The following is a 21,644-nucleotide window of genomic DNA, read 5'->3' as shown; positions in this document are numbered from 1 at the left end:
GTATGTTGACCAGACGCTGTTTAAAACTGGTGGCAGGCACCGATATGCAGGATGCAGAGGTGATCCGAATTGGGCAATTGCAGCAGCACCAGCATGGGCTAACGGTGATAGACCAGGCCCGGCAACAGGCGCACGTGTTATTGGATGAAGCCCGCCAGCAGGCGCGGGAGTCTGTTGCACAGGCGACCATTCAGGCTGAGCGGCAATTCTGGCAGCAGGCGGATGAGATATTACGTGGCTGGCAGCAGGAGCGTGAGCAGATGGAAAGCTGGCTGGTATCGCAGTGCAATCACGTGCTGAGTGATGCGATGCAGCACATCCTCAATACAGTCCCTGACGCTGAGCGTTATCCGGCGTTGTTGCGCCAGTTATTGCGTACTCAGGGCGGGGAAGGACGCGGCACACTGTATTGTCACCCTGACCGTCAGGCCGATGTGTCCGCCTGGCTGACCGAACACAGCCATCTGGGCTGGAAGCTCAGCAACGATGAGGCGCTGACGCAGGATACCCTGAAACTGATTACCGCGCAGGGCGTCATGACCCTGAGTTGGCAGCAGGCGGTAGAACGCCTGTTGCCGCAAGGCCCGACGGCCACGTTAAACGGCGTGTGATGACGAGCCCCGGGGCAAACCGCAATACGTCGTTACTCTGACTCATAATACTACGGATAATCCCAGCCAGTGACAGTTATGTCACCGGCTGTCTGTATTTTCATACGTCATGAGAAGTACTGGAAGGCGACCGTCAGGTGACGCATTGGTTGTCTTACACTGTAGCCGGTCTGTCTGACCACCACACAACCCCGGCAGCGTTCACCGGCGCACCTCATCTTGTAATCTGCATTCGTTCGGTTCTGCCAGTCCTCTGAGAGGGTATTTGGACGACTGGCGCTTTGCCTGAACCGTTATCGCAATGGACGCGGTATCGCCGGTTCTACACCATCGTTGCGGCCTGAATTTCCGTTGTTATCACACAGCCCGCAGGCGCGTGCCGCGCTACATTGCCCAATGAAGATGCATAAATCTAATCGATTAACAACCAAGAGGTTACCTATGGATAAAGTACTAATCTGGTTCTGCGGCACGGGCACTACGAAACAGGATTTTCTTGCCAACGTTGAAATCAGCGGTTTTAGCGCCGTCGTCGCTATCGACGGCATCGGCACTGCCGCCATGTTGACCAAAACGCAGGCATTGGCCAAACGCGCCAGTTGGGGCGGTAGTGTTGTAGATATGTTCCAGGCATTGGGCGTACGTTATGATCAAGTTCAGGGGTATGATGACCGTGCCGGTGTGGTAACGCTGGATAGCCTGTTCCCGCTGGTGGATTACCTTAAGACGCTGAAGGAATACCAACTGGTGGTCGGCGGGCACAGCCGGGGCGCGGCGGTGGGCTTAACCGAGTTTTTGGCCGAGCTATATCACCTGGCGGTGCAAAATCAGGAGCCTGGCGTTTGGGCGAACGCGAAAACGATTCGGTTGGTGGTGGTCGACCCGGTGCAGGGGCAGCAGAGTACGGATAAAGACACCAACGCCTTTAACGCGATTCTGAAGGATAAAACCCTGGCGCAGATCCTGGCTGAACTGGAAAGCAAATGGTTCGGCGGGCGAGAGGTGTTCGATACCATCGTCTACAGCGCGCGGTATGATGCCCGCTCCAGCTTTGCCTTTGATTACCGCTGGTATCATTTCATCACCGAACAAATGGGCAAACAGGCCGGTCCTGCCAAACGTGCGAAACTGGTGATGGCGGGTTTCCGCCACTCGGCACCGGTCAGCAAAGGAGACGAAATCTCCGCGTTGTATCAGGGCAAAGGCGTCGCGCCGATTGCGTTTTTACAGCAACTGGTGTCGTTCGACCCTAACTGGGAACAATCGGCTCGCCTGCTAAGCCAGATTGAAAACGCTTATCTTGACCAGCTTGTGGCTGGTGTGAAAACGGATTTGATCACCCAACTGGACAAGCAGACCAGCCTGCTGTCCTACGGCATTACCGGTCTTATCGGCGGCAAATCGTTGCAGAAAACACTGTCGACGAATAACCCACAGAAACCAGAATACCGCCGTTTCTACCGTTATCAGTACGGGGCGACGACGTTTTAACGCGTCTGGCCCCATAGCTGTCTGTTAGCGTAACAGGCCGATGCCATCAGGCACGGCCTGTTTGTTTTTATGTGACGGATAATCTTACGCCGTTCCCTTCCTGTATGACGTCATGTTTGCGCACCTCTTTTGTTACCCGATGGAACCACGCCGCTTCGCCGTCCACACAACAGCAGATAAACCATGTCGGTTTAACCAACAGACTTGTTCGACTCAACACACCCGTTCAACTCACAGGAGCACGCAATCATGTCTTTGTCTTCACCTGTTCAGCGTCGGTTGGACAGCGCATTTGTCGATGCGCAGTCCCGGCTTGATGAGATGGCGCAAACCATTTCGGAGGGAGAGGTCAGCCCGGCGGATACCTATGCGTTCTATGAGGCCAGCATGGACTACTCAAACGCCAACTGGGCCGCCGGACAGATGCTGAGCGTCAAGCACGGCCTGGCGAAGGCCATCATCAATGATTTCAACTGAGTTACCCGGCGTGATTGAGCGTTGGCTCAACAGCACGGCAGGGCAACTGACGCTGCATATTGATGACGGCCCGGTGGTGTTGACGCGCTATCACGACGGTGTGGGATGTGCAGCCATGGTGACCTTGCCAGTCAAGGTGGATGACCGGTTGCTGCACAAGGCGCTGCGTTATTCGTCTGCCGCCGTGTTGCGTTTGGGGATGGATGCCGCCGCGCTCTGCTGGTCTGGCGCAGACGCGCAATTATGGTTACTGATGCGACACGAACCGGATGACCCCGTCCGATTGTGCTGCACACTGGAAGCGCTGGTTAATCAGCGGGATGTCTGGCAAAGCCTGCTGGCCCCGCTTGCCAGACCGGCATCGTCGCCGCCGCTGAATCTGAAAACACTGGCTTTTTTGCAAGGAGATCAGCATGCGTAACGCGCTGTATGCACTGTTATTCAACCTCTATCGTTTGTTTTGCTGGTCGCTGGTATTGATGGGGATGTTGCCCGGCGCTCACGCGGCGACGCCATCTGACTGGAACAAAGGCGCTTATGCCTATTCCGCCGAACAAACCCCACTATCCGCGGTATTACAGGATTTCGCCAACAGTCATGGCGTCGATTTGAGGGTCGGCAACATTGAGGACGTCAACATTGATGCCAAAATCCGTGCCGACAACGCCACCGCGTTTCTGGACAGGCTGGCGCTGGAGCACCGTTTTCAATGGTTCGTCTACAACAATGTGTTGTACGTCAGTCCACAGGATGAGCAGACATCGGTACGCATTGAAGTCTCGCCGGATGCGGCCCCCGACATGAAGCAGGCACTGACCGGTATTGGCTTGCTGGACACGCGTTTTGGCTGGGGGGAACTGCCCGAGGAAGGCGTGGTGCTGGTCACCGGCCCCGCGGAGTACGTCAGCCTGATCCGCAATTTCAGCCAGCAACGCGAAACCAAAGACGATCGCCGCAAGGTGATGATGTTTCCGCTGCGATATGCCTCGGTATCCGATCGTACCATCCAGTACCGTGACCAGCGTTTGGTGATCCCCGGCGTGGCGACCATGTTAAATGAGCTGATGGATGGCAACCGCAGCGCCCCAGCGGGGGCATCCGGTGCTGTTAGTGGTATGGGCAGTGAGGGTGGGATGGCGCAGGCCAACGGGGCCGGTGGGCAGGATGCCAGCCAGGCCATTGAACGTAATGCTCGCGCCATGTTGGCCCGACTGGCGAGCCGCTCCAGCAGCGGTGAGGCGGCCAGTTCCCGTAAAAAAGATCAACTTAATGGCAAGGTATCGGCAGACGTGCGTAACAACGCGCTCCTGATTCGTGACGACGAAAAACGGCGGGAGGAGTACCAGCAACTGATCGACAAGATCGATGTGCCACAAAATCTGGTCAACATTGATGCGATCATTTTGGATGTCGATCGCACGGCGCTGTCAAGGCTGGAGGCCAACTGGCAGGGGAAACTGGGTGCGGTGACCGGCGGCGCTAACCTGATGTCAGGCTCCAGCACACTCTTTGTCAGCGATTTCAAACGGTTTTTCGCCGATATTCAGGCGCTGGAAGGTGAGGGTACCGCGTCGATTGTGGCTAATCCGTCGGTACTGACGCTGGAAAACCAACCCGCGGTGATCGATTTCAGCCGTACCGCCTTTATTACGGCCACCGGCGAGCGGGTGGCGAATGTACAACCGGTGACGGCGGGCACCAGCCTGCAGGTCACGCCACGTGTCGTCGGTCGTGGCAGCCTGAGTAGCATTCAACTGGTGATCGACATTGAAGACGGTCAGGTGGAAACCAATACTGAAGGCACCGCCTCCGGCGTGAAACGCGGCACGGTCAGTACGCAGGCGCTGATTGGCGAAAACCGGGCGCTGGTGCTGGGTGGGTTTCATGTCGAGGAAAGTGGTGAGCGTGATAAACGTGTGCCGTTGCTGGGCGACATTCCCTGGCTTGGCAAGCTGTTCACCTCCCGCCAGCACGAAGTTTCTCGCCGCGAACGGTTGTTTATTCTGACTCCGCATCTGATTGGCGACCAGAACGACCCTACCCGGTTTGTGTCGGCGGATAACCGTCGTCAGTTGAATGACGCCATGGGGCGCGTAGCGCAGCGTAACAGTAAAACCGACCTGTTCGGCATGGTGGAGAATGCCATGCGCGATCTGGCCAGCGGCCAGACGCCAGCCGGGTTCACCAGTGAGACTCATGGGCCGCGTTTGTCGGACATATGCCGCACGTCACCGTCGTTGAGTTATCAGAATAACCGCCACCAGTGGTACAGCAATGTGTCTTTCAGCCTGACGGTAGGCGTGGTGAAAAATACCGGCACGCGTCCCCTGCGTTTTGATGAAGCCAACTGTGCCAGTAACCGTACGCTGGCGGTCGCCGCCTGGCCGAAAACCACGCTGGCCCCCGGCGAATCTACCGAGGTGTATCTGGCGCTGCTTCCGGCCAAAAACACGCAACCTGCGCGTGCGTCACTCATTACCCCCTGACGGTTCACACCATTCATAGCGTGAGGAAGAAAAATGATGCGTTATCAAACCCTACTGCTGCTGTGCGCGGCGCTGATGCTGAACGCTTGTGCTACCCGCACGCCAACCAGCGCTTGTACATCTGTGAACTGCCGTCCGGATCCTGATGGCCGACAGATGGTTATCTGGTGGCAGACGGACATGCGACCCGGCGCGGCCGATTTTACTCTGGTGAGCGTGCCATGACCGATAGCATCAGGATGGTTGATGCCATGATGGCGTTTATGGCCGCGATTACCCGGCATCAGGCGGCGCGCTGGTCGCTGCAATCCGGTGTCGAGCTGGTGTTTCAGCTCGCTGATCATGGCTATGAACTCATGTTGCAGATTCACCCCGGGAAACACTATCCCGGTTTGTATCGCCGCCTGCTTGAGCGCCGTTATCAGCAAGCAGCGGAGTATGACGGATGCCACCTGTGCCTGAACGGCAGCGACGTACTGATCCTCTGGTGGCCGTTGCCACCGGCGTCTGACTCCTATGCACAACGGGTTGAACAGCTGTTTGCCTTGGCTGAGCTGACATTACCGCCGGTTGCGGCAACGCGGGCGCAAAAAGAGCGCAACGTGCCGCGATTTGTGCGGTAACTGCCGCTTTTTTAGGTCAGACCGGTGAATAGGGGGAACCGTTTCACTGCCCGTGTCACTCAGTAACCAGTATCCATCATGATGCCCACATCGGGAGCGGCGTAGGCATCCGTTGCAGGTACTGTTGCGAATATCTGACATGAATGAGGAAACGAGATTATGCAAATTACGATCAAAGCACACATCGGCGGCGATTTGGGTGTCGCCGGGCCGGGACTGGGGTCACAAGGCTTAAAAGGCCTGAATAGCGCGACGTCATCATTGGGTTCCCGTATGGACAAGCTGAGCAGCACTATCGATAAGCTGACTTCTGCGATGACCGCGATGATGTTTGCCAGTGTTATGGCGCAGGCGTTAGGGGCGAAACAAGGCGCTGGCGGCGGACAGGGGGCTGGCAACGCCACGTCGGCATCGGGCAGTGACCCGTTGTCCGACATGTTCCAGAAGATATTGAATACGCTTTTGGGCAGCAGTACGGCTAACGGCATGATGAAGCAGGGCGATCAGAAGTCTTTGCTAAACGGTAACCAGATGACACCGGATAACATGGATGCATTCAGTAAAGGGATGGGGAATGCGTTGTCCTCCATTCTGGGTAATGGTTTAGGCCAGGCGATGGGCGGCGTCTCCGGGCTATCGCTGGGGGCTGGCGGTTTGCAAGGGCTGAGTGGCGCAGGCGCATTCAACCAACTGGGCAATGCTATCGGTATGGGCCTGGGGCAGAATGCGGCACTCAATGCCCTGAGCAATGTCAGCACCCATGTAGATGGCAATAACCGGCATTTTGTGGATAAGGAAGATCGTGGACTGGCAAAAGAAGTCGGCCAGTTTATGGATCAATATCCGGAAATTTTTGGTAAACCGCAGTATCAGAAAGACAACTGGAGTTCAGCAAAAACAGACGACAAATCCTGGGCGAAAGCGCTGAGTAAACCGGATGATGACGGCATGACCGGTGCCAGCATGGATAAATTCCGTCAGGCGCTGGGGATGATTAAAAGCGCGGTAGCGGGTGATACCGGGAATACCAACCTGAATCTGCGGGGGGCCGGCGGTGCATCACTGGGCATTGATGCTGGCGTCGTCGGTGACAAGATAGCCAACATGGCGTTAGGTAAGCTGGCGAACGCCTGATAACGTGCCATGAATATCAGGCAATGACGGTCGGGGAGAGGCGAGGAAACTCGTCTCTTCTGCTGTAGAACAAAGACAGGCTGAGTGCGTTTTCATTCGGATTCTGTTTCCTATTTATAGATTTCGTTTCCTTTAATTCATCAACGTACCAACAATATTGTGATTCTTATCGATGTTATGGGTTCTTTTTAGAACTCATTGTCATAAAAAAACATTAAATTAAATAAAATCAATATGTTAATTTTGTGGTGGTGGTGTTTTGCAGCAACTAAATTGTAATTTTTTGTATTGTTTTAGAAATAAATGCACATTATTATTTAGAAGATCTTTACCTTCTGTTTCTATTTACATGGATGTGCATCATGCCTGTCAGTCTCAGGAAAGCTGACCTGATCGTGAGCTTTTTCTTTATCGGTTATTCTGTTTCCGCGCTCTGCGCACCGCTGAATCCGGCGGAGCGAAATGAAATCCAGCAACATCAGTCGGACGTGATTGAACAGTCCCGCCAACAGCGGGAAGCCCTCCAGCAGTTAAGCAACATCGTGCAGGCGCCGCTAAAAGCGGATAACACGCCGCAAGGCCCCTGTTTTACCCTGCATGAAATCCGCTTTAATCACAGTACGTTACTGAGTCCACGTGATCAGGCCACCCTGACCGCTGGCTACCTCAATCGTTGCAACAACCTTGAGCACATCAACCAACTGGTGCATGACGTCAGCAACTGGTATATCCAGCGCGGCTATATCACCAGCCGGGCATTTTTGAGTGAACAGGATTTGTCAGGGGGTGTGCTGCAACTGGAGATTCTGGAAGGGCGGCTGGAAAAAATCACCATCAACAAACAAACGGAACGGATGACCCGTACCGCGTTTCCGGCACGGGAAGGAGAGATCCTGAATCTGCGCGATATCGAACAAGGTATGGAGCAGATGAACCGTATGCCCTCTCAACAGGTCACGATTGAGATCCTGCCGGGCAGCAAACCGGGATATTCGGTGGTCAATCTGAACCGCGAAGCTCACCTGCCGTTTAGCGGTGGCATTACCTTTGATAACAGCGGCCAAAAAAGCACCGGTGAAGAGCAACTCAATGGTAGCCTGACATTAGATAACCTGTTCGGCTTTGCCGACCAGTGGTTTATCAGCGGCGGCCACAGCAGCCGCTTTGCCACCAGCCACGATGCCGAAAGCCTGCAAGCAGGCTTCTCCATACCCTATGGTTACTGGAATCTGGGTTACAGTTATTCCCAAAGTCGTTATCGCAATACCTTCATCAACCGCGATTTCCCCTGGCGCTCTACCGGTGACAGCGATACCCACCGGCTGTCGTTGTCGCGTGTGGTGTTCCGCAACGGCACGATGAAAACCGCACTGACTGGTGCGCTCAGTCAGCGAACCGGTAACAACTATCTGAACGGGGCACAGTTGCCGTCCAGCAGTCGCACGCTGAGCAGTGTGTCGCTAGGGGTCAACCACAGCCAGAAGCTGTGGGGCGGCCTGGCGACGGTTAACCCAACCTATAACCGCGGTGTCCGCTGGCTTGGTGCAGAAACCGATACCGACAAAAGCGCCGATGCGCCGCGAGCCGAGTTCAATAAATGGACGCTGTCAGCCAGCTACTATCACCCGGTTACCGACAGTATCACCTACCTCGGCAGTCTGTACGGACAATATTCGGCCCGGGCGCTGTACGGTAGTGAACAGCTGACACTGGGTGGGGAGTCGTCCATCCGCGGGTTCCGTGAACAGTACACTGCCGGTAACCGGGGTGCGTACTGGCGTAATGAGCTGAACTGGCAGACGTGGCAGTTGCCGGTCATGGGCACGGTCACCCTCATGGCGGCCATCGACGGGGGGCACCTCTACAACCATAAACAGGATGACGCGACAGCGGCCTCGTTATGGGGGGGCGCCGTTGGGGTCACCGTGGCCAACCGCTGGCTCAGCCAGCAGGTGACGATGGGGTGGCCGATATCCTACCCGGCATGGCTGCAACCCGACACCCTGGTAGTGGGGTATCGGATCGGGGTGTCGTTCTGACACACACAATATCGTTATGTTATTAAAAAATAGTGATTTTATTTCACTACGTTAAACCCATTTTCCTGTGCCGGCACGGTATGGGGTTTTTATACAGCACAGAGTCAGGAGTTCAGGGATGAAAGCGGTGAAGTCGTCGCAGCGAGTCATGGTGTGGTGTCTGGTGTGGCTGACCGGGCTGCAGCCGCTGCTGCCCGCCTGGGCGGCCGGCGTGACAGTGGCGTCGGGCAATACCTCACTGGAGGCGGCAGGAAACGGCGTACCAGTGGTGAACATCGCCACACCGAATGCGGCCGGGCTGTCGCACAACCGCTATAACGACTTCAATGTGGATAACCGCGGACTCATCCTCAACAACGGCACCGCCCAACTGACGCAGAGTCAACTGGGCGGCCTGCTGCAGAACAACCCCAACCTGAACGGCCGCGCCGCCTCGGCCATCATCAACGAAGTGGTGTCGCCCAACCGCAGCCATCTGGCGGGCTACCTGGAGGTGGCCGGTCAGGCGGCCAGCGTGATGGTCGCGAACCCCTACGGCATCACCTGTAGCGGCTGTGGCTTTATCAACACCCCGCGCATCACGCTGACCACTGGCACCCCGCAGCTTGACGCGGCGGGCGGGCTGAGCGGTCTGGACGTGCGTGGTGGTGACATTCTGGTTGACGGGGCGGGGCTGGACGCCAGCCAGAGTGACTATTTTGCGCTGATAGCGCGCACGGCAAATCTGCAAGCCGGGCTGAACGCACGTGACGCGCAGGTGGTGCTGGGGGCGAACCGGGTGGGGAGCGACGGGCGGATAACGCCGCAGGCGGGAAGCGGGGCCACGCCGGTGCTGGCACTGGACACCGGGGCGCTCGGGGGCATGTACGCCAACCGTATCAGTCTGGTGTCGACGGAGCAGGGTGTCGGGGTGAACACCGCCGGACTGAGCGCACGTCAGGGGGACATCCAGCTGTCGGCGACTGGCCGGTTGCAGGTCGGCAGCGCGATAGCGCAGGGGAACATCACGGCGCAGGGCGGCACGCTGGTGGTCTCGGGCGACCAGCAGGCGCAGGGCGCGGTGGCGCTGCGGGGCGAGCAGGGCATCACGCTGGGGACCAGCCGGACACAGGCCGGTCAGGGGCTGACGCTGTCGAGTGACGGGCGCATCAGCGCCGACCGCGCCCGGCTGAGCGCGGGCGTGAGTGACAGCGGCACGGTACAGCCGGGGTACGGTCTGACGCTGTCGGGCGCGGCGCTGGCGCTGGGGCAAAGCCAGCTGGCGGGTGACCGGCTCAGCCTGAGCAGTACGGGCGCGGTGAGCCAGTTGGCGGGCGGAGCCTGGCAGGCGGGCAGCGGCCTGACGCTGCAGGGTGACGCGCTGTCACTGGACGGCGATGCGGGGGCGCAGACGCTGACGGTCAGTGGCGGCAGCCTGAGTGGCGCGGGGCGCTGGCAGTCGACGGGTGACCTGTCACTGGGCGGGCTGAGCGCGGCGCAATGGGACGGCACCCTGCTGGCCGGTGGTACGCTGTCGCTGGACACGGGCAGACTGAGCAATCGGGGCACCCTGGCGGGCGGGCAGGTCCAACTGACGACGTCGGTGCTGGACAACCGGGGCACGGTGAGCGGGCGTCAGGTCAGACTGCAGGCGGGGCAACTTGCTAACAGCGGGACACTGTCGGCGGACGAAGTACTGTCGATACAGGCACAGACCGGGCTGGATAACAGCGGCTCATTGCTGTCAGGCGGTGGGCTGACGATAGCCGCCGGGCAGACGGTCAACCGGGGCGTGCTGTCGGGGGGCACGGTGACGCTGAGCGGTGATTCGCTGTGGAACGGCGGCGTACTTCAGGGGCGACAGTCGCTCGGGGTGAATGCCCTGACGGGGTTCAGCCAGACGGCAGACGGCGCGCTGACCAGCGGCGGGACGGTCACGCTGTCATCGGCGGCGCTAGACACGGCCGGTGCGTTATCGGCGCAGGGGCTGCAACTGCACACCGGGCCGTGGCGCAATCAGGGCACGGTGAACCTGGGCGGCGACGGGCAACTGACGCTGGAGGTACTGGATAACAGCGGCCTCCTGCTGTCGTCCGGTGCCTGGGACATCACGGGCGGGCGGCTGGCTAACCGCGGTACGCTGCAGGGCAGCGGGCTGACACTGCGGGGTGACACGCTGGACAATCAGGGGGCGCTGACCGGCACGACACAGACGGTACTGCGACTGGGCGGGGGGGTGGCTAACCGCGGGACCGTGAGCGGCAACCGCCTGGCCGTGACCACCTCGACGCTCGACAACAGCGGCACGCTGCTGGGGGTGGACGCGCTGACGCTGACGGCGGACGGGGCGCTGACCAATGGCGGGACCGGCAGACTGATGACACAGGGCACGGCGGCCGTGACGGCGACCGGCGTGGACAACGACGGTGACTGGCAGGCGGGCAGCCTGCAGCTGACAGCAGACCGCCTGCGTAACGGCGGGCGGATACAGAGCGACGGCGGACTCACGGTGGCGCTGTCGCCCTCGGGCCAGCTTGTCAACAGCGGGACGCTGGCTGCGAACGGTGAGGCCGGTCTGTCACTGGGGGAGCTGGATAACCGGGGGACGCTGTCGGTACGGGGCGGGCTGACGGTCGCCGGGGCGGCGTTGCATAACGCGGGGCAGATGGCGGCACAGGGCGCACTGACACTGAAGCTGACCGGGGCGTACGACGGTGCGGGTGACCTGTACAGCGATGGTGCACTGACGCTGACAGGGACGACGGTCAGCAATGGCGGCGGCCACTGGCAGGGCAGCACGCTGGCCATGACCGGCCAGCAGCTGGACAACCGCGGCAGCCTGACCGGGGTGCAGTCACTGACGGTGACCCTGCCCGGTGCGCTGACCAATACCGGGCGGCTGGACGGGCAGCGACTGGACCTGACGGCGGCGACGCTCGACAACAGCGGCACACTGCTGGGGGTGGACGCGCTGACGCTGGCGATTACCGGGACGGCGCGCAATCAGGCCGGGGGGCGGTGGCTGAGTCAGGGGGATGGTCGCCTGACGGCCACCGCGCTGGACAATCAGGGAAGCTGGCAGAGCGGGCGTATTGATGTTACGGCAGGCCAAGTGCGTAACGCCGGGCAACTGCTGGGGCTCTCCGCCCTGACGCTGACGGCAGACGGGGCGCTGATCAATACGGCGACGGGCAGACTGCTGACGCAGGGGGCGGCGGTGCTGACGGCCACGACGGTGGATAACGACGGCGGGTGGCAGGCGGGGAGCCTGCTACTGACGGCAGACAGCCTGCGTAACGGCGGGCGTATCGTCAGTGACGGTGGGATGCGTATCACGCTGCCGGCCACAGACGACGCACCCCGGCTGGCCGCACAGCGGCTGGCGCAGGATGTGCAGGCTGCCGGTCAGGGGACGCTGAGCAACAGCGGTACGCTGGCCGCCGGGGGCGACAGCCGGATCAGCGGTCGCCGGGTGGAGAATCAGGGAATGCTGGCCGGCGGGGACCTGACGCTGACCGCCCGTGACGTTATCAACAGCGGACGGCTGGAAAGTCGCACCCTGCAACTGACCGGCGGGCAACTGGACAACGGTGGTACGCTGCTGGCGGAGCAGGGCGGTGACCTGCGGCTGAGCGGCGGGCTGACGGTGGGGGCTAACGGACGGCTGCTCAGCAACGGCGACTGGCAGGTGCAGGCTGGAGCGGTGCTGAATCAGGGAGGGTGGCAGGGGCACAGCCTGACCCTGAATGCCGCATCGCTGTCGAACGACGGGACGCTGCTGGCGACGGACGGCGTGACGCTGTCGCTGCAGCAGGACTATACCGGTGGCGCAGGCAGCCGGGTGCAGGGTAACGGGGCGGTGACGCTGACGGCGCAGACGGTCACGCAGCAGGGCGAGATGGGTGGCGACCGGCTGCAACTTGGCACCGGGGCGCTGACCAACGGCGGGCGGCTGGTGGGGCTGTCACACCTGGATGTCACCAGCCGGGGGCAACTGACCAACACTGCGGACGGAGCGCTGCTGGGTAATGGGGTCGCCACAGTGAGCGCACAGGCGCTGACCAACGCCGGACGACTGGAAGGACAGCGACTGGACCTGACGGCGGCGACGCTCGACAACAGCGGCACGCTGCTGGGGGTGGACGCGCTGACGCTGGCGATTACCGGGACGGCGCGCAATCAGGCCGGGGGGCGGTGGCTGAGTCAGGGGGATGGTCGCCTGACAGCCACCGCGCTGGACAATCAGGGAAGCTGGCAGAGCGGGCGTATTGATGTTACGGCAGGCCGAGTGCGTAACGCCGGGCAACTGCTGGGGCTCTCCGCCCTGACGCTGACGGCAGACGGGGCGCTGATCAATACGGCGACGGGCAGACTGCTGACGCAGGGGGCGGCGGTGCTGACGGCCACGACGGTGGATAACGACGGCGGGTGGCAGGCGGGGAGCCTGCTACTGACGGCAGACAGCCTGCGTAACGGCGGGCGTATCGTCAGTGACGGTGGGATGCGTATCACGCTGCCGGCCACAGACGACGCACCCCGGCTGGCCGCACAGCGGCTGGCGCAGGATGTGCAGGCTGCCGGTCAGGGGACGCTGAGCAACAGCGGTACGCTGGCCGCCGGGGGCGACAGCCGGATCAGCGGTCGCCGGGTGGAGAATCAGGGAATGCTGGCCGGCGGGGACCTGACGCTGACCGCCCGTGACGTTATCAACAGCGGACGGCTGGAAAGTCGCACCCTGCAACTGACCGGCGGGCAACTGGACAACGGTGGTACGCTGCTGGCGGAGCAGGGCGGTGACCTGCGGCTGAGCGGCGGGCTGACGGTGGGGGCTAACGGACGGCTGCTCAGCAACGGCGACTGGCAGGTGCAGGCTGGAGCGGTGCTGAATCAGGGAGGGTGGCAGGGGCACAGCCTGACCCTGAATGCCGCATCGCTGTCGAACGACGGGACGCTGCTGGCGACGGACGGCGTGACGCTGTCGCTGCAGCAGGACTATACCGGTGGCGCAGGCAGCCGGGTGCAGGGTAACGGGGCGGTGACGCTGACGGCGCAGACGGTCACGCAGCAGGGCGAGATGGGTGGCGACCGGCTGCAACTTGGCACCGGGGCGCTGACCAACGGCGGGCGGCTGGTGGGGCTGTCACACCTGGATGTCACCAGCCGGGGGCAACTGACCAACACTGCGGACGGAGCGCTGCTGGGTAATGGGGTCGCCACAGTGAGCGCACAGGCGCTGAACAACGCCGGTGCACTGCAGGGCGATGCGCTGACGCTGCAGGCCGGCACGGTGGACAACCGCGGGCGCATTCAGGGCACGACGGCCCTGACGCTGGACGGAGTGTCGCGCTATACCAGCACCGACAGCAGCCAACTGCTGAGCGGCGGCACGGCCATGCTGGCCATCGATAACACCGACAACGCCGGGCTGTGGCAGGCGGGCGACCTGCGCCTGCGCGGGACGTCGCTGACCAGCCGGGGGCAGATAAGCGGGCTGAACAGTCTGACGGTTGACGCAGCCAGCCTGAGCAATAGCGGGCAGTTGACCACCCAGGGGCTGGCGACACTGCGCGGCCAGCAGTTTGACAACGGCGGCACGCTGACCGCGCTGGGCGGTTTTAACGCACAATTCCGTGACAATGTCACTAATCGGGCTGGTGGACAATTGCTGAGCGGCGGCAGCGGCCAGCTTGCCACCGGCACCCTGCGCAATCAGGGGCTGTGGCAGTCGGCGCGACTGTCACTGAACGCGGAGACGCTGGATAATCAGGGCACGCTGCTGGGGCTGGATGACGGCACTCTGCAACTGACGGGGGCGTATCAGGGCAGCGTGAACAGCCGGGTGCTGGGCAACGGGGCGTTCAGCCTGAATGCGGCGACGATAGACACGGCCGGGCAGTGGCAGGCACGGGACGTCACCCTGCGGGGCGGACGCCTGTACAACCAGGGCACGATAACCGGCAGCGGACAGCTGAGCGCCGTGCTGGATAACGCACTGGAGAACAGTGCCGGAGCGACGCTGGCGGGCGGCACGGTCTCGCTGGGCGGGGCGACGGTGAGCAACGCCGGGCAGGTGGAAGGGCGTAACGGGCTGACGGTACAGGGTGGCAGCCTGCTGAGCAACCTGAGCGGCGGCCAGCTGCTGTCGGGCGGCGCACTGACGCTGAACACGACACACCTGACCAATGCGGGCTGGGTACAGGGCGCGGACCTGATGCTGACCACCACGCAACTGGACAACACCGGCACGCTGCAGGCGCAGGGCGGGCTGACGCTGCACCTGCCGCAGTGGAGCAACCGCGGGACGGTACAGGCCGGGCAACTGGCCATCACCACCGACGGGCAACTGGACAATCAGGGGACGCTGCTGGGGCTGACGCGGCTGGCATTGCAGGCGGCGGGTATCACCAACGGTGACGGGGCGCGGCTCTACAGTGCGGGGGACCTGTTCCTGCGCACCGGGCAACTGGCGCAGAACGGTCAACTGGTGGCGCTGGGCAACCTGCAGGCGGATATCGGCAACCCGTTCACCTTTACCCGCACGCTGGCCGCCGGCGGGCAGTTGACGCTGAACGTGAACGGCGACCTGGTACAGGCGGGGACGCTGCAGGGCAACGGGGTGACGGTTAGCAGTACCGGCACGCTGACACAGCAGGGGCGCATCGTCGCGGGCACTGGCACCAGCACCCTGTCGGCGGCAGCCATCAACCAGACGGCGAGCGGCAGCATTCAGGGCGGCGGGCCGCTGAGTCTGCGGGCTGATGGCAGCATCACCAACCGGGGCTTTGTCGGCACCGCGGCGGACCTGCTGCTGCAGGCGGGCGGGCTGATAGACAACAGCAGCCTGCTGTACGGCGGCGGCAACCTGTGGCTGCTGTCGGACGCACTGGTCAACCGGTTCGGCAACATTCTGGCGGGAAACAGCCTGTGGATACAGCGTGACGCGGCGGGGAATGCCAGCAGCAGCGTGCTGAACAGCTCAGGCACCATTGAAACGCAGCGCGGGGATATCACGGTGCGCACCGGGACGCTGACCAACCAGCGCGAAGGGCTGACGGTGACGGAGAGCAGCAGTTCAGTGGCGGATATGCCGTCATGGGCGGGGGGGAATGAAGCGCAGATCCCGATTGGTTATTTTAATAACCCTGAAGATTATACCATCACGAAAGATGTGAGTATCAATGATAATGGCGGAACAAATGGCTGCGGATGCTCTAAAGTAACAACTTATTCCTACGCGCTCACAGAAAAAGTAATTAACGGCATTATTTCTGTACCCGTCTACCAGAGCAGTGTGAATGTAACTGCAAATGGTGGAGAAGCAAGATTTATATCAGGTAGCGATATACTGATTAGCTCTGGTTCTCTAAATAATCAAGCATCACTTATCGGTGCGGGGCGCAATATTTTATTGTCTGGTAGCGAGTTGAATAACAGCTCCTATCAGTCAGGAAGTTCGAAAAGAATTCTTTATTATAAATTTGATATAAAGAATAGGAAGTTCTCTAATGGAGCTAGTGATCCTGGAAGGTTATCACAGTACTTCCCCTTCATCTTAGTCCAAGATGACGGTACCGAATACACCCCCGGCCAGTCCTACAACGCCACCATTCAGGCGGGCGGGGCGATAACCGCCAATTTCTCGCAGAACATCAGTAACACCGGTTTACAACCGGGTAGCGGCGGTTTTATCCCGGCGATAGCCACACCGACGCTGTCGGGCGTGACGGCGCTCACCCCGGCAGGGGCGCAGGCCGGGCTGGGGCTAAGTGCCGGTGGGGCATCGCCCGTCAGCGGCAGTGCCCTGTCGGGCGCGGGTGCGGCGGTGGCGCTGTCCGGTCAGAGCGGTGGTCTCGGTGCCGGTTACCGCCCGGTCACCCGTGATGGCACGGTGGCCGTCGGCAGCGCCCTGTCGGGTGCGGCGGTGGCCTTGTCCGGTCAGGCTGGTGATCCCGGTGCCGGTTACAGTCCGGTCAGCCGTGACAGCGCGGCCGCTTCCGGCAGCACCGTGACGCCGGCGGGCATACCTGACCTGGGTACGGCGGGCCGTGTGGCGCTGGGTGCGCTGCCGCTGAGTGACCTGCGGGCGGTGCTGGCACAGGGGCTGGCCGCGGTGGCCGGCCCGTCGCTGAACGACTACCCGTTACCCACCAGTCAGAACGGGCTGTTTGTCGCCGACACCAGCAGCAACGGCCGCTACCTGATACGCAGCAACCCGCTGCTGAGCCAGCTCGGGCAGGTGGACAACAGCCTGTTTGGTGACCTGCGCGGGCTGCTGGGGCAAACACCAGGCACCCGCGTGCCGGTGGAGACCAGCCCGACGCTGACCGACCCGACGCAGTTCCTCGGTTCATCCTACCTGCTGGGCAAGCTGAATCTGGACGCGGAGCACGACTACCGTTTTCTGGGCGATGCAGCGTTTGACACCCGTTACATCAGCAATGCGATGCTGAGCCAGACCGGGCAGCGCTACCTCAATGGCGTAGGGTCGGACCTGGCGCAGATGCAGACGTTGATGGATAACGCGGCGGCGGAGAAAAGTCGGTTGAACCTGCAACTGGGGGTGAGCCTCAGTCCGGCGCAGGTGGCGGGGCTGAGCCACAGCATCGTGTGGTGGGAAAATATTACCGTCGACGGGCAAACCGTGCTGGCACCGAAGCTGTATCTGGCGCAGGCGGATAAAACCAACCTGTCAGGTAGCCGCATCGTGGCGAACAGCGTCAGCCTGAGTGCGGGCGGGGATATCGACAACCGGGGTAGCACGGTGACGGCGCTGAATGCGCTGGCTGTCACCAGCGGGGGGCAGGTCACCAACAGCGAGGGCGGGCTGCTGAACGCAGGGGGCGCACTGAATCTGGTGGCGCTGGGCAACCTGACCAACCGCAGCGCCACCATTCAGGGCAATACGGTGACGCTGGCAAGCGTCAGCGGGGATATCGTCAACACCACGACGACCAGCCAGTGGCATACACAGGCGAGGGATGGCCGGGGCGGCGGGTCGTTGACACGTACCGATATCGGCCAGACCGGGCTGATAACCGCGCAGGGCGGGCTGACCTTGCAGGCCGGGCACGATATCGCCCTGAACGGGGCGCAACTGAGCGCGGGTGGGCCACTGGCGCTGGCAGCAGGCAACGACCTCCGGCTGAATGCGCTGGGCACGGTGACGGACACGGTGAAACAGAGTGGCAGCGCCCGTAGCGAGCGACGCAGTCAGGGGCTGGTGCAGAGTGTGCTGGCCAGCGGGGGCGACCTGAGCCTGAGTGCCGGACGAGACCTGAATGGCACGGCGGCGCAGCTGAGCGCGACGGGCACCATGGCGCTGTCGGCGGGGCGTGATCTGACCCTGCTGGCCGCTGAGCAGGAGCAGTTCAGCTCGAACGCGTGGAACCGCCATCTGGACTGGCAGCAGACGGTGACGCAGCAGGGCACGGTGCTGAACGCGGGTGACGGGCTGAGCCTGCGGGCAGGGCGTGACCTGACGCTGCAAGGGGCACAGGCAGAAACGCGTGGGGCACTGACGGCACAGGCGGGCCGCGACCTGAATCTGCTGTCGGCAACGGAAAGCCAGCACAACTTTTTTGAAGAAACCACGGTGAAGAAAGGTTTCCTGTCCAGCACCACCACGCACACGTTGCGGGAGCGGGAACAGACCACGGAGAAAGGCACGCTGCTGTCGGCAGGCCGTGTGGCGCTGACGGCGGGACAGGATATCGGGGTACGCGGCTCGTCGGTGGCAGCGGACGGCGATGTGGCGCTGACAGCCGGGCACACTATCAACACGGCGGCCAGTGTGGAGACCTACCGGCAGTATGAGGAGGTCAGCCGCAAAAAGAGCGGGCTGTTCAGCGGGGGCGGCATCGGCTTTACCATTGGCAGTACGTCGCAGCGTCAGACGCTGGCAGCGGCGGGGACCACGGAAAGCCAGAGCGTGAGCACGCTGGGCAGCACCGGCGGGTCGGTGAGCCTGCGTGCCGGTCAGGACGTGAACCTGTCTGGCACCGATGTGATTGCGGCGCGGGACATTCAGGTGGTGGGCAATACGGTCACCATTGATCCGGGCTACGACAGCCATCGCCAGTCACAGAAGATGGAGCAGAAAACCGCCGGATTGACGGTGACGCTGTCTGGCGTGGTGGGCTCGGCGCTGAACAGTGCCGTGCAGGCGGTACAGGCAGTGCGTGAGCAGAGTGACAGCCGCCTGCAGGCGTTGCAGGGAATGAAAGCGGCGCTGTCAGGGTATCAGGCTTATCAGGGCACGCAGGTTGATACCAATAACAAAGGGGCGTCGTCGTTTGTTGGCATCAGCGTGTCGCTGGGGGCGCAGCGTGCCAGCAGCAGTCAAAGCAGTGAACAGTCACAGAGTTTTGCCTCGACGCTGAATGCGGGCCATGATATCAGCGTGGTGGCGCGCCAGGGCGATATCACTGCTGTTGGCAGCCAGTTAAAGGCCGCCAACAACGTAGACCTGAATGCGGCTCACGCGATTAATCTGTTATCGGCACGCAATACCGAGTCGTTGACCGGCAGCAACAGCAGCAGCGGAGGGAACATTGGTGTCAGTTTTGGGCTGAGTAACAGTGGGGCAGGATTCAGCGTCTTTGCCAACGTCAACGCGGCCAAAGGCCGCGAGATGGGCAGTGGCAACAGCTGGTCGGAAACCATGGTGGATGCGGGGCAGCGAGTCGGCCTGACCAGTGGTGGAGACACCCGTCTCATCGGCGCACAGGTCAGTGGTGATCGCATCGTGGCTGATGTGGGGGGCGATCTGCTGCTGGCCAGTCAGCGGGACAACAACCGCTATGATTCCAGGCAGACCAGTGTGTCGGCAGGCGGTAGCTTTACTTTTGGCACCTTCACGGGCAGCGGTTACCTGAGCGCCAGTCAGGATAAAATGCACAGCAGTTATGACAGTGTGCAGCAGCAGACCGGGCTGTTTGCGGGTCAGGGGGGCTACGACATCCACGTCGGCAACCACACCCAGCTGGACGGCGCGGTGATTGGTTCGACGGCCAGTGCAGATAAAAACCGGCTGGATACCGGCACGCTGGGCTGGCGCAATATCGACAATCAGGCGGTGTTTTCGGTGTCGCACAGCGGCATCGGGCTCAGTGCCAGCCCGTCACTGAGTCTGTCGGATATGATGAAATCCGCCGCGCTGACCGCGCCGTCGGCCCTGATGTCGATGGGGCGTGGCGGCAACGCCAGCAGTACCACTTATGCGGCGGTGAGCGACGGTGCGCTGATTATCCGTAATCAGGCCGGTCAGCAGCAGGACACTGCCACCCTGAGCCGGGATGTGGAGCACGCCAATAATGCGCTGAGTCCGATATTTGACAAGGAGAAGGAGCAGAAGCGCCTGCAGACGGCGCAGAGGGTCGGTGAACTGGGCTCACAGGTGATGGATGTCATCCGCACCGAAGGGGAAATTCGTGCGACGCGGGCGGCGGAAGGTCGGGTAGCGAAGCCAGATGAATCGACGCTAAAGACGGAAGAAGAGAAGGAAAAGGCGTGGGAGAGTTACCGTAAGGCGCTGACGGAGACGCCGGAATACAAGGCGGTGATGGCGTCTTATGGCACCGGCAGTGACCTGCAACGGGCGGCGCAGGCGGCGACGGCGGCCATTCAGTCGCTGGCCGGCGGCGGTAACCTGCAGCAGGCGCTGGCGGGAGCCTCGGCACCGTATCTGGCGCAACTGGTGAAAAGCGTCACGATGCCAGCGGACGAGCGTAAAGCCACGGCATCGGACATCGCGGCCAATGCGATGGGCCATGCACTGATGGGGGCGGTGGTAGCGCAACTGTCGGGCAAGGATGCGGTAGCGGGTGCCGTGGGCGCGGCAGGCGGTGAGCTGACTGCCCGGCTGCTGATCATGAAGGAGCTGTATGGAGGGCGTGACACCAGCGACCTGACGGAAGCGGAAAAACAATCGGTCAGCGCTCTGTCATCACTGGCTGCGGGTCTGGCATCGGGGATTGCATCTGGCAGCGTAGAGGGGGCTGCCACAGGTGCCCAGGCCGGGCGTAATGCGGTGGAGAATAACTCGTTAGCCGGAGATAACGCCCGTCAGTCAGTAAAAGAGAGTGCGGAATGGTGGAAGAAACAGATCCGCGACAAGCTTGGTGAAGGCACGACCTCTGCTACAGCAAACAGCATTATCAATGCGATAGTGGATAGCGGTGATTCGGCGATAGGGTCAGCGGACTATGTTGCCGATGCGGCAATGGCTCTAGCCTCCTGTGCTGCCGGGGACAGTTACTGTAATAAAGCGCTGAGTGACCTCTCAGGAAAGAATCAGGCAGTAGCCGACAGTGTATCGGCACTGATGAAGAGCGAAACCTGGTCAGCGGTAGCCGACACGATCAAACAGGCTTCTGGAGGCAATCAGGCGGCACTGGAAGCGACGGGTGGAATGCTGGCTGGTATTCTGCTGCCGGGTAAGAAGGCTCCTGCATTATCAGAGGCGTTGAAAGAGCCAAAGGTTGTTATCGTTGATAAAGCAAAATATCCAGAATCAGCCCGGCATATTGAAGATGCACAGCAGGCAGGGCATCCTACTGTACTTACGATTGATCGTGGTGGTGCATCAGAAAGGCGGAAAGAGTCTTTGAAAGATACCCCGACTGTTCCAGGGCTTGATCGTGATGAATATCCGCCTGCTATGTTTAAAGAAGGCGGTTCTGGAGCATCAGTTCGATTGATAACCCCTTCAGATAATCGTGGTGCCGGAGCATGTATAGGGGCACAGTGTCGAGGATTACCTGATGGTTCTTCTGTTATTATAAAGACAGAAAAGGAGAAGTAGAT

10 protein-coding genes are annotated in these 21,644 nt (G+C 61.2%); all 10 read left to right on the top strand.

Features of this window, described 5'->3' with window-relative positions:
- The first annotated feature begins 2 nt into the window (after window positions 1-2).
- The 10 genes from sctL to FAZ14_RS00625 all read left to right on the top strand — a co-directional run bounded on the left by sctL (window position 3) and on the right by FAZ14_RS00625 (window position 21,642).
- A complete protein-coding gene (sctL, locus tag FAZ14_RS00670; protein ID WP_038926276.1) occupies window positions 3-611 on the top strand; it encodes a type III secretion system stator protein SctL in 609 nt (202 codons plus the stop codon).
- A gap of 441 nt (window positions 612-1,052) precedes the next feature.
- A complete protein-coding gene (locus tag FAZ14_RS00665) occupies window positions 1,053-2,102 on the top strand; it encodes a hypothetical protein (protein ID WP_016942325.1) in 1,050 nt (349 codons plus the stop codon).
- 249 nt (window positions 2,103-2,351) lie between these two features.
- Window positions 2,352-2,579, top strand: a complete 228-nt coding sequence (locus FAZ14_RS00660; RefSeq protein WP_016942324.1) for a type III secretion protein HrpF — start codon at window positions 2,352-2,354, stop codon at window positions 2,577-2,579.
- Window positions 2,566-3,000, top strand: coding sequence for a type III secretion system chaperone (locus FAZ14_RS00655; RefSeq protein ID WP_153507877.1), 435 nt, complete (start codon window positions 2,566-2,568; stop codon window positions 2,998-3,000). The genes FAZ14_RS00660 and FAZ14_RS00655 overlap by 14 nt, the downstream gene beginning before the upstream one ends.
- Window positions 2,993-5,065, top strand: a complete 2,073-nt coding sequence (gene sctC / locus FAZ14_RS00650) for a type III secretion system outer membrane ring subunit SctC (RefSeq protein ID WP_153507876.1) — start codon at window positions 2,993-2,995, stop codon at window positions 5,063-5,065. Before FAZ14_RS00655 ends, sctC begins: the two co-directional genes overlap by 8 nt.
- A gap of 33 nt (window positions 5,066-5,098) precedes the next feature.
- Entirely contained in the window at window positions 5,099-5,290 is a 192-nt protein-coding gene (hrpT, locus tag FAZ14_RS00645; RefSeq protein WP_080646411.1) for an HrpT family type III secretion system protein, read from the top strand.
- Window positions 5,287-5,688, top strand: coding sequence for an HrpV family type III secretion system protein (gene hrpV / locus FAZ14_RS00640; protein ID WP_038926279.1), 402 nt, complete (start codon window positions 5,287-5,289; stop codon window positions 5,686-5,688). The genes hrpT and hrpV overlap by 4 nt, the downstream gene beginning before the upstream one ends.
- Before the next feature lie 159 nt (window positions 5,689-5,847).
- Entirely contained in the window at window positions 5,848-6,822 is a 975-nt protein-coding gene (hrpN, locus tag FAZ14_RS00635) for a harpin HrpN (RefSeq protein ID WP_016942319.1), read from the top strand.
- 362 nt (window positions 6,823-7,184) lie between these two features.
- Window positions 7,185-8,861 (top strand): ShlB/FhaC/HecB family hemolysin secretion/activation protein, encoded by a 1,677-nt coding sequence (locus tag FAZ14_RS00630; RefSeq protein WP_153507875.1) that lies wholly within the window; start codon window positions 7,185-7,187, stop codon window positions 8,859-8,861.
- A 118-nt stretch (window positions 8,862-8,979) separates the two neighbouring features.
- Window positions 8,980-21,642 carry a hemagglutinin repeat-containing protein gene (locus FAZ14_RS00625; protein WP_206670621.1) on the top strand — a complete coding sequence of 4,221 codons (12,663 nt, stop codon included), beginning with the start codon at window positions 8,980-8,982 and terminating at the stop codon, window positions 21,640-21,642.
- Window positions 21,643-21,644: the final 2 nt, after the last annotated feature.

Origin of the sequence: Dickeya oryzae (assembly GCF_009372235.1) — a bacterium.
Taxonomy (GTDB): Bacteria; Pseudomonadota; Gammaproteobacteria; order Enterobacterales; family Enterobacteriaceae; genus Dickeya; species Dickeya oryzae.
Note: the sequence above shows the minus strand (reverse complement) of the source record. Positions and strands in the feature narration are given on the sequence as shown.

Excerpts from the sequence above, each read along its gene's own strand:
- FAZ14_RS00630 (WP_153507875.1), top strand. The coding sequence starts at position 7,185 with ATGCCTGTCAGTCTCAGGAAAGCTGACCTGATCGTGAGCTTTTTCTTT.
- FAZ14_RS00625 (WP_206670621.1), top strand. The coding sequence starts at position 8,980 with ATGAAAGCGGTGAAGTCGTCGCAGCGAGTCATGGTGTGGTGTCTGGTG.
- hrpT (WP_080646411.1), top strand. The coding sequence starts at position 5,099 with ATGATGCGTTATCAAACCCTACTGCTGCTGTGCGCGGCGCTGATGCTG.
- hrpN (WP_016942319.1), top strand. The coding sequence starts at position 5,848 with ATGCAAATTACGATCAAAGCACACATCGGCGGCGATTTGGGTGTCGCC.
- FAZ14_RS00655 (WP_153507877.1), top strand. The coding sequence starts at position 2,566 with ATGATTTCAACTGAGTTACCCGGCGTGATTGAGCGTTGGCTCAACAGC.
- sctC (WP_153507876.1), top strand. The coding sequence starts at position 2,993 with ATGCGTAACGCGCTGTATGCACTGTTATTCAACCTCTATCGTTTGTTT.
- FAZ14_RS00665 (WP_016942325.1), top strand. The coding sequence starts at position 1,053 with ATGGATAAAGTACTAATCTGGTTCTGCGGCACGGGCACTACGAAACAG.
- hrpV (WP_038926279.1), top strand. The coding sequence starts at position 5,287 with ATGACCGATAGCATCAGGATGGTTGATGCCATGATGGCGTTTATGGCC.
- FAZ14_RS00660 (WP_016942324.1), top strand. The coding sequence starts at position 2,352 with ATGTCTTTGTCTTCACCTGTTCAGCGTCGGTTGGACAGCGCATTTGTC.
- sctL (WP_038926276.1), top strand. The coding sequence starts at position 3 with ATGTTGACCAGACGCTGTTTAAAACTGGTGGCAGGCACCGATATGCAG.